Annotated in this window: 9 protein-coding genes; 6 read left to right on the forward strand and 3 right to left on the reverse strand. The window is 71.4% G+C overall.

Annotated elements, in window-relative coordinates:
* The first annotated feature begins 86 nt into the window (after positions 1–86).
* Positions 87–3,083: a bifunctional [glutamine synthetase] adenylyltransferase/[glutamine synthetase]-adenylyl-L-tyrosine phosphorylase gene (locus VE614_RS10455; protein ID WP_324935006.1), complete on the forward strand. Its 2,997-nt coding sequence runs from the start codon at positions 87–89 to the stop codon at positions 3,081–3,083.
* Here the strand turns inward: VE614_RS10455 and VE614_RS10460 are convergent.
* Positions 3,071–3,994 carry a DMT family transporter gene (locus VE614_RS10460; RefSeq protein ID WP_324935008.1) on the reverse strand — a complete coding sequence of 308 codons (924 nt, stop codon included), beginning with the start codon at positions 3,992–3,994 and terminating at the stop codon, positions 3,071–3,073. The two genes, VE614_RS10455 and VE614_RS10460, sit on opposite strands and share 13 nt — an antisense overlap.
* A gap of 92 nt (positions 3,995–4,086) precedes the next feature.
* Between VE614_RS10460 and VE614_RS10465 the strand changes: the two genes are divergently transcribed.
* Positions 4,087–4,986 (forward strand): LysR family transcriptional regulator, encoded by a 900-nt coding sequence (locus VE614_RS10465; protein WP_324935102.1) that lies wholly within the window; start codon positions 4,087–4,089, stop codon positions 4,984–4,986.
* Between the two features lie 44 nt (positions 4,987–5,030).
* On the opposite strand, the gene VE614_RS10470 is transcribed toward VE614_RS10465, so the two are convergent.
* Both VE614_RS10470 and VE614_RS10475 read right to left on the reverse strand, forming a co-directional pair.
* Complete coding sequence (locus VE614_RS10470; protein WP_324935010.1) at positions 5,031–5,909, reverse strand: phosphatase PAP2 family protein; 879 nt, start codon at positions 5,907–5,909, stop codon at positions 5,031–5,033.
* Positions 5,910–6,040: 131 nt separating this feature from the next.
* Positions 6,041–7,075: a LacI family DNA-binding transcriptional regulator gene (locus tag VE614_RS10475; RefSeq protein ID WP_324935011.1), complete on the reverse strand. Its 1,035-nt coding sequence runs from the start codon at positions 7,073–7,075 to the stop codon at positions 6,041–6,043.
* A 427-nt stretch (positions 7,076–7,502) separates the two neighbouring features.
* Between VE614_RS10475 and VE614_RS10480 the strand changes: the two genes are divergently transcribed.
* The 4 genes from VE614_RS10480 (at position 7,503) to VE614_RS10495 (ending at position 12,625) form a co-directional block, all read left to right on the forward strand.
* Complete coding sequence (locus tag VE614_RS10480) at positions 7,503–8,771, forward strand: extracellular solute-binding protein (protein ID WP_324935013.1); 1,269 nt, start codon at positions 7,503–7,505, stop codon at positions 8,769–8,771.
* A 95-nt stretch (positions 8,772–8,866) separates the two neighbouring features.
* Entirely contained in the window at positions 8,867–9,868 is a 1,002-nt protein-coding gene (locus VE614_RS10485; protein ID WP_324935016.1) for a sugar ABC transporter permease, read from the forward strand.
* Positions 9,869–9,881: 13 nt separating this feature from the next.
* The gene (locus VE614_RS10490) at positions 9,882–10,778 is read left to right on the forward strand and encodes a sugar ABC transporter permease (protein WP_324935017.1); all 897 of its coding nucleotides are present in this window, start codon (positions 9,882–9,884) and stop codon (positions 10,776–10,778) included.
* 164 nt (positions 10,779–10,942) lie between these two features.
* On the forward strand, positions 10,943–12,625 hold the full coding sequence (locus VE614_RS10495) for a glycoside hydrolase family 13 protein (RefSeq protein ID WP_324935018.1): 1,683 nt from the start codon (positions 10,943–10,945) through the stop codon (positions 12,623–12,625).
* Positions 12,626–12,714: the final 89 nt, after the last annotated feature.

Below are 12,714 nucleotides of genomic sequence, written 5' to 3' on the forward strand. Positions count from 1 at the left end.
AGGCTCGGCACGTACGACGTCGATCTACCGACATCGCTCTCGTACGACATCATCTCGTACGACGTGATCCGGACGGGAGGCCTGGGATGACGGCGCCGGGGCGCAGGAGCAGTACCTTCACACGGCTGCTGCGGCACGGCTTCACCGACGCCACCTCCGCCGAGCGGCTGCTGGACAGCGCCGAGCTGGCGCCCGTGCGCAGCGACCCGGTCCTGCTGGAGGCGCTGGGCGCCACCGCCGACCCGGATCTCGCCCTGCGAGGGCTTGTCCGGCTGCTGGAGGCGCAGCCGGACCCCGCCGCGCGCCGGAAGCTGCTCGACACGGTGATCGCGGCCAAGCCGCTGCGCGACCGGCTGCTCGGCGTGCTCGGCGCCTCCGCCGCGCTCGGCGAGCACCTGGCCCGGCACGCCGGTGACTGGCAGGCGCTGGTCACGTACGAGCCGCGCGATCTGCACCCCGGCGTGGCGGAGTTCGAGCGCTGTCTGGCCGACGCCGACGACCCCGTCACGCTGCGCGTCGCGTACCGGCGCTGCCTGCTGTCCATCGCGGCCCGGGACGTGTGCGGCACGACCGATGTCGCCGAGGCCGCCGCCGAGCTGGCCGACCTGGCCACCGCCACCCTGCGCGCCGCGCTGCGGATCGCCGGGGCCGCCGCGCCCGAGGACACCGCCCTGTGCCGGCTGGCGGTGATCGCGATGGGCAAGTGCGGCGGTCACGAGCTGAACTACGTCTCCGACGTGGACGTCATCTTCGTCGGCGAGGCCGTGGACGGGGCCGACGAGAGCAAGGCACTCAAGGCCGCCACCAAGCTGGCCTCGCACCTGATGCGGATCTGCTCCGAGACCACCGTCGAGGGCTCGATCTGGCCCGTGGACGCCAATCTGCGGCCCGAGGGGCGCAACGGCCCGCTCGTACGGACCCTCAGCAGCCATCTCGCGTACTACCAGCGCTGGGCCAAGACCTGGGAGTTCCAGGCCCTGCTCAAGGCCCGCCCGGTCGCCGGCGACCCGGAGCTGGGGGAGCAGTACATCGCGGCCCTCGCACCGCTGGTGTGGCAGGCCGCCGAGCGGGAGAACTTCGTCGCCGACGTGCAGAAGATGCGGCGGCGCGTGGTGGAGAACATCCCGGCCGCCGAGGTGGAGCGCGAGCTGAAACTGGCACCGGGCGGGCTGCGGGACGTCGAGTTCGCCGTGCAGCTGCTCCAGCTGGTGCACGGGCGGGCCGATGCCTCGCTGCGCAGCGGGACCACCCTCGACGCGCTGCGGGCGCTCGCCGCCGGCGGGTACGTGGGGCGCGTGGACGCCGCCCAGCTGGAGGACGCGTACCGCTTCCTGCGCTCCATGGAGCACCGTATCCAGCTGTACCGGCTGCGCCGCACCCACCTCGTCCCGGAGGGCGAGGACGATCAGCGGCGCCTCGGCCGCTCGCTGGGGCTGCGCCCCGACCCGGTGGGCGAGCTGAACCGCGAGTGGAAGCGGCACGCGGCCGTCGTCCGCCGGCTGCACGAGAAGCTGTTCTACCGGCCGCTGCTCGACGCGGTCGCCCAGCTCGCCCCCGGCGAGGCCCGGCTCAGCCCCGAGGCGGCCCGCGAACGCCTCGTCGCCCTCGGGTACGCCGACCCCGCCGCCGCCCTGCGCCACCTGGAGGCGCTGGCCTCCGGCGTCACCCGCAAGGCCGCCATCCAGCGCACCTTGCTGCCGGTGCTGCTGGGCTGGTTCGCGGACTCCGCCGACCCCGACGCGGGCCTGCTCAACTTCCGCAAGGTGTCCGACGCGCTCGGCAAGACCCCCTGGTACCTGCGGCTGCTGCGGGACGAGGGCGCCGCCGCGCAGAACCTCGCCCGGGTGCTGTCGGCGGGCCGGCTCGCCCCCGACCTGCTGATGCGCGCCCCGGAGGCGGTGGCGCTGCTCGGCGACGGCGACGGCGGCGGCCTGGAGCCGCGCAGCCGCACCCCCCTGGAACAGGAGATCCTGGCCGCCGTGGGCCGCGCCGGGAGCGGAGAGCAGGCGGTCACCGCGGCGCGCGGGGTGCGCCGCCGCGAGCTGTTCCGGACGGCCGCCGCCGACATCGTCGGCTCCTACGGCACCGAGGACCGGCCCGCCGAGGCCGATCCGGGCGCCCTGGTGGACCGGGTGGGCGCGGCCGTGTCCGACCTGACCGCCGCGACCCTCGCGGGCACCCTGCGCGCCGTGGTCCGCGACCACTGGGGCGAGGAGCTGCCGACCCGGTTCGCGGTCATCGGCATGGGCCGCTTCGGCGGCCACGAACTCGGCTACGGCTCCGACGCCGACGTGCTCTTCGTGCACGAGCCGCGCGACGGCGTGGACGAGCGGGAGGCCGGGGAGGCCGCCAACCGGGTCGTCTCCGAGATGCGCCGGCTGCTCCAGGTCCCCAGCGCCGACCCGCCCCTGCTGATCGACGCCGACCTGCGCCCGGAGGGCAAGTCGGGGCCGCTCGTCCGCACCCTGAAGTCCTACGAGGCGTACTACCGCCGCTGGTCCCTGGTCTGGGAGTCCCAGGCCCTGCTGCGGGCGGAGCCGGTCGCCGGGGACGCGGACCTGGGGCGCCGGTTCGTCGAGCTGATCGACCCGCTGCGCTACCCGGCGGGCGGGCTCGGCGACGACGCCGTACGCGAGATCCGGCGCCTGAAGGCCCGGATGGAGACCGAGCGGCTGCCCCGGGGCGTCGACCCCAAGCTGCACGTCAAGCTCGGTCCGGGCGGCCTGTCCGACGTCGAGTGGACCGTACAGCTGCTCCAGATGCGGCACGGCGCCGCCCACGAGGCGCTGCGCACACCGCGTACGCGCGAGGCCCTGGCGGCGGCCCGCGAGGCCGGGCTGATCTCCGCCGAGGACGCGGCGATCCTGGACGAGGCCTGGGTCCTGGCCACCCGGGTGCGCAACGCGGTGATGCTGGTCAGGGGCCGGGCGGGGGACACCTTCCCGTCGGACGTCAGGGAGCTGGCCGCCGTGGGGCGCTACCTCGGGTACGAGCCGGGGCACGTGGGCGACATGCTCGACGCGTACCGGCGTACGACGCGGCGGGCCCGGGGCGTGGTCGACGAGCTGTTCTACGGCGCCTGAGCGGTCTCCGGCGAGCCCCGCACCGCGCTCACGGGCGCCGGTTCCCGCCCGTCCGGCGCGCGCCGGGTCAGCGCCACCCCGAGCAGCACCACCGCCATCCCCGCCACGACCCGCGCCCCCACGTCCTCCCCGAGCACCAGCGCTCCGAGCGCCACCGACACCACCGGCAGCAGATAGCCGACCGTCGCCGCGCTCGTCGCGCCCTCGTCGGCGATGAGACGGTAGTTGAGGTAGAAGGTCACGCCGGTGCCGAGCACCCCGAGCGCGGTGACCGCCAGCAGCGCGGTGGCGTCCGCGTCCACCGGTCCGGCCACCGGCAGCGCGAACGCGCTCCAGGCCGTGGCGGTGAGCAGCTGGGCCGCCGACAGCGCCAGCGGGGCCCGGCGGTCGGTGAGGTGCCGGGCCATGTACGCGAACGCCACGGCGTAACTCGCGGCTGCGGCCAGCAGCGCCGCCGCGCCCCAGCTGAGCAGACCCGAGCGCTGCCAGGGAGCGAAGATCAGCAGTGTGCCGGCGAAACCGAGCAGCAGTCCGGCCAGGCGCGTCCGGCCCAGACCGCGGTCGGTGCCCAGCAGCACACCGATCAGCAGCGACCACAGCGGCGTCGTCGCGTTCAGCACCCCCGCGATCCCCGAGTCGACAGTCTGCTCGCCCAGGCTGAACAGGGCGAACGGCAGGGCGTTGCAGAACAGCGCGGCCACCACGAGCCGCCCCCAGGTGGCCCGGTCGCGGGGCAGCCGCTGGCCGGCCCAGCGGGCCAGGAGCAGCAGGACGGCGGTGCCGAGGGCGCAGCGGGTGATGGTGATCTGCGCGGGGGAGAGGCCGTGGTTGAGGGCGAGTTTGATCCAGAGGAAGCCGGAACCCCACAGGAGGGCGAGGACGGCCATACGGAGGCTGGAGGCGAGGGGCATGCCACCACGGTCCGCGCATGTCGGCTTGAGTACAAGTGAAGAGTTCTGGACGTATGGTTAAGCTGGACTACATGCAGCTTGATATGCGACGGATGCAGGTACTGCGGGCCGTGGTGAGCAGCGGCTCGGTGACCGCGGCGGCGGCCCGGCTCGGGTACACCCCGTCCGCGGTCAGCCAGCAGATCGCGGCGCTGGAGAAGGAGGCCGGCGCGGAACTGCTGGAGCGGGCGGGGCGCGGGGTGCGGCCGACGGCGGCGGGCGTGCTGCTGACCGAGCACGCCGACGCGATCGCCCGGCAGGTCGCCGAGGCCGAGACGGCGCTCGCCGATCTGCTGGCGGGGCGCACGGGCCGGCTCTCGGTGCGGTACTTCGCGACGGCCGGGGCCGCGCTGGTCGCCCCGGCGGTGGCCCGGCTGCGGGCGCTGCACCCGGGAGTGCGGGTGGAACTGCGGCTGGCCGACCCCCAGGACCCGCTGCCGGACGTGCGCGAGGGGCGGGCCGATCTGGCCCTGGTGGTGGGCCGGCCGGAGCCCGCCGGGGACGGCGTCCAGGACGGCGTCCGGCTGCTGCGGCTGCTGGACGACCCCTACCTCGCGGTCCTCCCCAAGGGGCACCCGCTGGCGGCCCGGCGCAGCCTGGACCTGGCGGAACTGGCGGAGGAGCCGTGGGTGGGCAGCGAGTGGCCCGGGCCCTGCCTGGACGCCCAGCTCGCGGCCTGCGCGGCGGCGGGCTTCCGCCCCCGGTTCGTCGTCGACAGCGAGGACTACGTCACCGCCCAGGGCTTCGTCGCGGCGGGCCTGGGCGTCACCCTGATCCCCCGCCTCGGTCTCGGCGGCCGCCATCCGGACGTCGTCGTCCGCCGCCTGAAAGCCCCCGAACCCGCCCGCACCATCCACGCCGCGCTGCGCCCGGCGACCCCCGCCCAGCCGGCCCTGACAGCGTTCCTGGAAGCGCTGCGCGAGGCGGCGAGGGGCGGGCCGGCGTTGCCGTAGCCGAGCCGTCCGCCCGCGACGGCGCGTGGCGCCCGCGGGCGGTGCTACGCCTTGGTCGGTACGAGGGCCCGGGGGGCGGGCGCGTGGACCAGTCTCGGCAGGGCGTGCGGCAGCGCGCCGTACCAGACGCGTACCACCCCGTAGCCGAAGGCCAGGCAGAGGATGCCGCCCACCGCGTCCAGCCAGAAGTGGTTGGCGGTGGCGACGATGACGACGAGGGTGGCCGTCGGGTACAGCAGGCCGAGCACCCGTACCCACGGGACGGTGGCCAGCGCGAAGAGGGTCAGCCCGCACCACAGGGACCAGCCGATGTGCATCGACGGCATCGCGGCGTACTGGTTGGACATGTTCTTCAGGTCGCCGGAGGCCATCGATCCCCAGGTCTGGTGGACCAGGACGGTGTCGATGAAGCCGCCGCCGTTCATCAGGCGGGGCGGGGCGAGCGGGAACAGGTAGTAACCGACCAGCGCGACGCCGGTGGTCGCGAACAGCACCAGACGGGTCGCCGCGTAACGGCCGGGATGGCTGCGGTACAGCCAGACCAGCACCCCGAGCGTCACCACGAAGTGGAGCGTCGCATAGTAGTAGTTCATGCCCACGATCAGCCAAGTCACGGCGTTGATCGCGTGGTTGACCGACTGCTCGACGGCTATGCCGAGCTGCTGCTCGACCTGCCAGATCCAGTCCGCGTTGCGCAGCGCCTGCGCCTTCTGCTCGGGCACGGCGTTGCGGATCAGCGAGTACGTCCAGTAACTCACCGCGATCAGCAGGATCTCGAACCACAGCCGCGGACGGCGTGGGACGCGCAGACGGCGCAGCACGTTCCGCGCGCTCTGTCCCGATTCGTCCACGACATCGTCCGCGACGGTCTGCGGAACGGCCTCTTCTCGGCCTTCCGGGGTCGTCACGGTCGTCTCACTCATGGGCACAGAGTCTGCCAGAAAAGCGTTCCCTCCCCGATCATCCCCCGGTCGGGTCCTGGTCGCATGTTCTACCACCACCGGACAACCCGCCGTACTGCGCGCGTACGGCGCCCGGCCCGGCGTCCTCCGTCCTACGGACGATTCCGGTCCCCAGGGGCCGAAGCGGTCGAACCGCGCACCACCAGCTCCGGCATGAACACGAACTCGCTGTGCGGCGCGGGCGTCCCCCCGATCTCCTCCAGCAGCGTGCGCACCGCGGCCTGGCCCATGGCCGGCACCGGCTTGCGCACGGTGGTCAGCGGCGGATCGGTGAAGGCGATCAGCGGGGAGTCGTCGAAGCCGACGACGGAGATGTCCCGGGGCACGTCGAGGCCGAGCTGGCGGGCCGCGCGTATCGCGCCCAGCGCCATCATGTCGCTGGCGCACACCACCGCGGTGCAGTCCCGGTCGATCAGGGCCATGGCGGCGGCCTGGCCGCCCTCCAGGGTGTACAGGGAGTGCTGGATCAGCTCCGTCTCGACCACGGCGGCGGCCAGCCCCAGCTGGTCCTGCACGGCCCGGACGAACCCGTCGATCTTCCGCTGCACCGGCACGAACCGCTTGGGGCCGAGGGCCAGCCCGATCCGGGTGTGGCCGAGGGAGACCAGGTGCGTGACCGCGAGGGTCATCGCCGCGCGGTCGTCGGGGGAGATGAAGGGCGCCTGCACCTTCGGCGAGAAGCCGTCGACGAGGACGAACGGCACGCCCTGCGCCCGCAGCTGCTCGTAGCGCTGCATGTCGGCGGTGGTGTCGGCGTGCAGTCCGGAGACGTAGATGATGCCCGCGACCCCGCGGTCCACCAGCATCTCGGTCAGCTCGTCCTCGGTCGAGCCGCCGGGGGTCTGGGTGGCGAGCACCGGGGTGTAGCCCTGCCGGGTCAGCGCCTGTCCGATGACCTGGGCGAGGGCCGGGAATATCGGGTTCTCCAGCTCGGGCGTGATCAGCCCGACCAGGCCGGCGCTGCGCTGCCGCAGCCGTACGGGGCGCTCGTAGCCGAGCACGTCGAGCGCGGCCAGCACGGACTGGCGGGTGGTGGCGGCGACGCCGGGCTTCCCGTTGAGGACGCGGCTGACGGTCGCTTCGCTCACCCCCGCCTGCGCAGCGATGTCCGCAAGCCGTGTGGTCACAGGGTGGGACTGTACCGGCCGGGTGTCGGCTTGCCCACCAACCGGACGCCGGGTGCGAGTTGACCGGCGCACTGCGGGTTGCTGCGACATGGCGTCCCCTCGTTGAAACGAACGGCAAGAGCTTGCAAGTCTTGCACAACACCGACCGTACCCGCTCAACCCCGCAGAACAACGGTCTCACAGCGGTCTACGAGAGGTCACGCACGGATAACTTCGGTGATGCCTTGCACTTTTTTTCTGCAAGGTCTTTCGCAACTATTGCATCGCTGTTACGTTCACGTCGCCCGGCGGCCTCCTCCACTGCCTCAGTGGCGTGGGGGTGTCTCCATCGGCGCAGTCGGCAAGTGGCAGGGAACGGCAGACGGGGCCGCGCTCTGCCAGGGCCCTGGCGGCCCAGCACTCGGGCTTTCACCCTCAAGGAGAACTCATGCGGCGTGGCATAGCGGCCACCGCGCTGGTGGCGTCCCTCGCCCTCGCGGCGACGGCCTGCGGCGGAGACGACAGCAGCGACAGCTCGGACGGGCCGGTCACCATCACCTGGTGGGACACCTCCAACGCGACCAACGAGGCGCCGACGTACCAGGCTCTGGTCAAGGAGTTCGAGGCCGCCAACAAGGACGTCAAGGTCAAGTACGTCAACGTCCCCTTCGACCAGGCGCAGAACAAGTTCGACACGGCCGCCGGTTCCAAGGGCGCCCCGGACGTGCTGCGCTCGGAGGTCGGCTGGACCCCGGCGTTCGCCAAGAAGGGCTTCTTCCTGCCGCTGGACGGCACCGAGGCCCTGGCCGAGCAGGACAAGTTCAAGCCCAACCTGATCGAGCAGGCCAAGTACGAGGGCAAGACCTACGGCGTCCCCTTCACCACGGACACCCTCGCCCTCGTCTACAACAAGGCGCTGTTCGAGAAGGCCGGCGTCGAGGCCCCCAAGACCTGGGACGACCTGAAGAAGGCCGCCGCCACGATCAAGCAGAAGACCGGCGTCGACGGCTACTGGGGCTCCACCCAGGCCTACTACGCCCAGTCCTTCCTCTACGGCGAGGGCGCCGACACCGTCGACGTCGACGCCAAGAAGATCACGGTCACCTCGCCCGCCGCCAAGAAGGGCTACGCGACCTGGGAGTCCCTGTTCGAGGGCAAGGGTCTGCACAAGGCCGACACCACCGCCGACGCCTACGCCCACATCCAGGAGGCGTTCGTCAACGGCAAGGTCGCCTCGATCATCCAGGGCCCGTGGGAGATCACGAACTTCTACAAGGGTTCCGCCTTCAAGGACAAGCAGAACCTGGGCATCGCCACCGTCCCGGCCGGCTCCACCGGCAAGGCCGGCGCCCCGACCGGCGGACACAACCTGTCCGTCTACGCGGGCTCGGACGAGGCGCACCAGAAGGCCGCGCTGAAGTTCGTGAACTTCATGACCTCGGCGAAGGCCCAGGAGACCATCGCCCTGAAGAACAACACGCTGCCGACCCGTGACGACGCCTACACCGCCAAGGTCAAGGCCGACCCGGGCATCGCCGGCTACCAGACGGTGCTCGCCGCCGCCCAGCCGCGCCCCGCGCTGCCCGAGTACAGCTCGCTGTGGGGCCCGCTCGACGACGAACTGCTGAAGATCGCCGGCGGCAAGGTGTCCCTCGACGAGGGGCTGGGCAACGCTGAGACCGCGATCGCCAAGCTGGTCCCGGACTTCAGCAAGTAAGCCCGCGTGGCCGTCGGATCCTCCGGACAGAGGGGGAAGGATCCGGCGGCCATCGGCCTGTGAGCCGTATCGGAACTTCCAGAAGGTGTCGAACCATGACAGTCGCCATCGACCGTGCGACCGGCAAGCGGAGCGGTGACCGCGGTCCCCGGCCCGGGCCGGGCCGGCGTCTCAAGAACAGCTACCAGAGGTACTGGTACGCCTACGCGATGATCGCCCCGGTGATCGTCGTGCTCGGCGCCCTGGTGCTGTACCCCCTGGCCTACGGCTTCTACCTGACGCTCACCGACGCCGACAGCCTGAACTCGGCCCGCACCATCGGCGTCAACGAGATCGAGGCCACCTACAAGTTCATCGGCATCGACAACTACGCCGACATCCTGTGGGGCGAGACCGCCTATGACCGCTTCTGGTCGCACTTCATCTGGACGATCGTCTGGACGGCCGCCTGTGTCGCCCTGCACTACTCCATCGGGCTCGGCCTCGCCCTGCTGCTCAACCAGAAGCTGCGCGGGCGCACCTTCTACCGGCTGATCCTGGTCCTGCCGTGGGCCGTGCCGACCTTCGTCACCGTCTTCGGCTGGCGCTTCATGCTCGCCGACACGGGCATCATCAACTCCGCCCTGGAGTTCCTGCACCTGCCGACCCCGGCGTGGCTGGAGGACACCTTCTGGCAGCGGTTCGCGGCGATCATGGTCAACACCTGGTGCGGTGTGCCCTTCATGATGGTCTCGCTGCTCGGCGGCCTGCAGTCCATCGACCGCACCCTCTACGAGGCGGCCGAGATGGACGGCGCGAGCGCCTGGCAGCAGTTCCGCTACGTCACGCTGCCCGGCCTGCGCTCGGTCAGCTCCACCGTGATCCTGCTCGGCGTCATCTGGACCTTCAACCAGTTCGCGATCATCTTCCTGCTGTTCGGGAACACCGCCCCGGACGCGCAGATCCTCGTCACCTGGGCCTACCAGCTCGGCTTCGGACAGCAGCCGCGCGAATTCGCCGAGTCGGCCGCCTACGGCATGCTGCTGCTGGGCATCCTGATCGTCTTCACCTCCTTCTACCGCCGCTGGCTGAACCGCGATGAGCAAGCCGCGATCTGAGGCAGGAGCCCCCATGAGCACCACGACCATCACCAAGTCCGCCACCGCGGACCAGGCCACCCCCGCCGCGCCCCGCAAGGCCCGCGGGCGCGGCCTGGCCGGGACCCTCGCCTCCCACGGCATGCTCACCGTCGCGAGCCTGATCGCGCTCTTCCCGATCGCCTGGCTGGTCTTCCTGTCCCTCGGCCCGGACAAGGACGACTATCTGCACCCCGGGCGCATCTGGTCGACGATGACCCTGGACAACTACAGCTTCGTGCTCCAGGAGACGAACTTCTTCGAGTGGCTGAAGAGTTCGCTGATCATCTCGCTCGGTACCACCGTCATCGGTGTGATGATCGCGGCCACCACCGGCTACGCGGTCTCCCGCATGCGCTTCCCCGGCTACAAGAAGTTCATGTGGGTGCTGCTCGTCACCCAGATGTTCCCGATCGCCGTGCTGATCGTGCCGATGTACCAGATCCTGTCGGAGCTCCGGCTCATCGACACCTACCTCGGCCTGATCCTCGTCTACTGCTCCACCGCGGTCCCGTACTGCGCCTGGCTGCTCAAGGGGTACTTCGACACCATCCCCTTCGAGATCGACGAGGCCGGCCGGGTCGACGGGCTCTCCCCGTTCGGCACCTTCTTCCGGCTGATCCTGCCGCTCGCCCGGCCGGGCCTGGCGGTGGCCGCGTTCTACAGCTTCATCACCGCCTTCGGCGAGGTCGCCTTCGCCACCACGTTCCTGCTGGACGACGAGAAGTACACCTTCGCCGTCGGTCTCCAGAGCTTCGTCAGCGAGCACGACGCCCAGCGGAACCTGATGGCCGCGACCGCGGTACTCATCGCGATACCGGTGTCCGCGTTCTTCTACCTCGTGCAGAAGAACCTGGTGACCGGACTCACCGCGGGCGGCACGAAGGGCTGACGCCCGTCCCAGGAGACTCCCGCGCTGTCCGCGCGGGCGGCGGCCCGGCCGCGGCGTCTTTCCGACCCCGCTGTCGCCGTGGCCGGGCCGCCTCGTCACCCCACGCCCCCTGCTGCCGTACCCACGCTTCCATGACCTCGAATCGGTTACACATCAAGGACGCCATGAGCCAGCACACTGCCGACCCGGCACCGAACTCCGCCGTCGCCACCGTCGCCAAGCGCCGCGACTGGTGGCGGGACGCGGTGATCTACCAGGTCTATCCGCGCAGCTTCGCCGACAGCAACGGCGACGGCATGGGCGACCTGGAAGGCGTACGCTCCCGCCTCCCGTATCTGCGCGACCTCGGCGTGGACGCCGTGTGGCTCAGCCCCTTCTACGCCTCCCCGCAGGCCGACGCCGGATACGACGTCGCCGACTACCGGGCCGTCGACCCCATGTTCGGCAACCTCCTGGACGCCGACGCGCTGATCCGCGACGCCCATGAGCTGGGCCTGCGCATCATCGTCGACCTGGTCCCCAACCACTCCTCCGACCAGCACGAGTGGTTCAAGCGCGCGGTGGCGGAGGGCCCCGGCTCCCCGCTCCGGGAGCGCTACCACTTCCGCCCCGGCAAGGGGAAGAACGGCGAGCTGCCGCCCAACGACTGGGAGTCCATCTTCGGCGGCCCGGCCTGGACCCGGGTCACCGAGCCGGACGGCACCCCCGGCGAGTGGTACCTGCACCTGTTCGCTCCCGAGCAGCCCGACTTCAACTGGGACCACCCGGCGGTCGGCGACGAGTTCCGCTCGATCCTGCGCTTCTGGCTGGACATGGGCGTCGACGGCTTCCGCATCGACGTCGCCCACGGCCTGGTGAAGGCCGAGGGCCTGCCGGACCTGGGCTCGCACGACCAGCTGAAGCTGCTGGGCAACGATGTCATGCCGTTCTTCGACCAGGACGGCGTGCACGAGATCTACCGCCAGTGGCGGCTCGTCCTCGACGAGTACGCCGGTGAGCGGATCTTCGTCGCCGAGGCCTGGACGCCGACCGTCGAGCGCACCGCCCACTACGTCCGCCCCGACGAGCTGCACCAGGCGTTCAACTTCCAGTACCTGGGCACCGAGTGGGACGCCGAGGAACTGCGCACGGTCATCGACCGCACCCTGGAGGCCATGCGCCCGGTCGGCGCCCCGGCCACCTGGGTGCTGTCCAACCACGACGTCACCCGGCACGCCACCCGGTTCGCCAACCCGCCCGGCCTCGGCACCCAGATCCGCACCGCCGGCGACCGCGAGCTGGGCCTGAAGCGGGCCCGCGCGGCCACCCTGCTGATGCTGGCGCTGCCCGGCTCGGCCTACATCTACCAGGGCGAGGAGCTGGGCCTGCCGGACGTCGTCGACCTGCCCGACGAGGTGCGCCAGGACCCGGCGTACTTCCGCGGCGAGGGCCAGGACGGCTTCCGCGACGGCTGCCGGGTGCCGATCCCGTGGACCCGCACCGGCGCGTCGTACGGCTTCGGCAGCGGCGGCAGCTGGCTGCCCCAGCCGGCCGAGTGGGCCGACCTGAGCGTCGAGGCTCAGCAGGGCGTGCCCGGCTCCACCCTGGAGCTGTACCGCTCGGCGCTGGCCGTCCGCCGCGACCAGCCGGACCTCGGCGCGGGCGAGGCGGTGGAGTGGCTGAAGGCGCCCGAGGGCGTGCTGGCCTTCCGGCGCGGGGAGTTCACCTGCGTCGCCAACACCGGCGGCGAATCGGTGACCACCCCGGCGTACGGGCGGCTGCTGCTCGCCAGCGGTGAGGTGCTGGAGGGTGACGGGGATGTGAAGCTGCCCGCCGACACCACGGTGTGGTTCAGCACGGCTGTGTAACTTCTTGCAGCAACTTCACACGGCCCGCTGCCCTTTTGGGCAGCGGGCCTTTAACATCTGGCCACCGCAAGGTTTCTGCAAGATTTCAA

The organism is Streptomyces sp. (assembly GCF_035645055.1).
Lineage (GTDB): Bacteria > Actinomycetota > Actinomycetes > Streptomycetales > Streptomycetaceae > Streptomyces.

Excerpts from the sequence above, each read along its gene's own strand:
- VE614_RS10455 (WP_324935006.1), top strand. The coding sequence starts at position 87 with ATGACGGCGCCGGGGCGCAGGAGCAGTACCTTCACACGGCTGCTGCGG.
- VE614_RS10460 (WP_324935008.1), bottom strand. The coding sequence starts at position 3,994 with ATGCCCCTCGCCTCCAGCCTCCGTATGGCCGTCCTCGCCCTCCTGTGG.
- VE614_RS10465 (WP_324935102.1), top strand. The coding sequence starts at position 4,087 with ATGCAGGTACTGCGGGCCGTGGTGAGCAGCGGCTCGGTGACCGCGGCG.
- VE614_RS10470 (WP_324935010.1), bottom strand. The coding sequence starts at position 5,909 with ATGAGTGAGACGACCGTGACGACCCCGGAAGGCCGAGAAGAGGCCGTT.
- VE614_RS10480 (WP_324935013.1), top strand. The coding sequence starts at position 7,503 with ATGCGGCGTGGCATAGCGGCCACCGCGCTGGTGGCGTCCCTCGCCCTC.
- VE614_RS10485 (WP_324935016.1), top strand. The coding sequence starts at position 8,867 with ATGACAGTCGCCATCGACCGTGCGACCGGCAAGCGGAGCGGTGACCGC.
- VE614_RS10490 (WP_324935017.1), top strand. The coding sequence starts at position 9,882 with ATGAGCACCACGACCATCACCAAGTCCGCCACCGCGGACCAGGCCACC.
- VE614_RS10495 (WP_324935018.1), top strand. The coding sequence starts at position 10,943 with ATGAGCCAGCACACTGCCGACCCGGCACCGAACTCCGCCGTCGCCACC.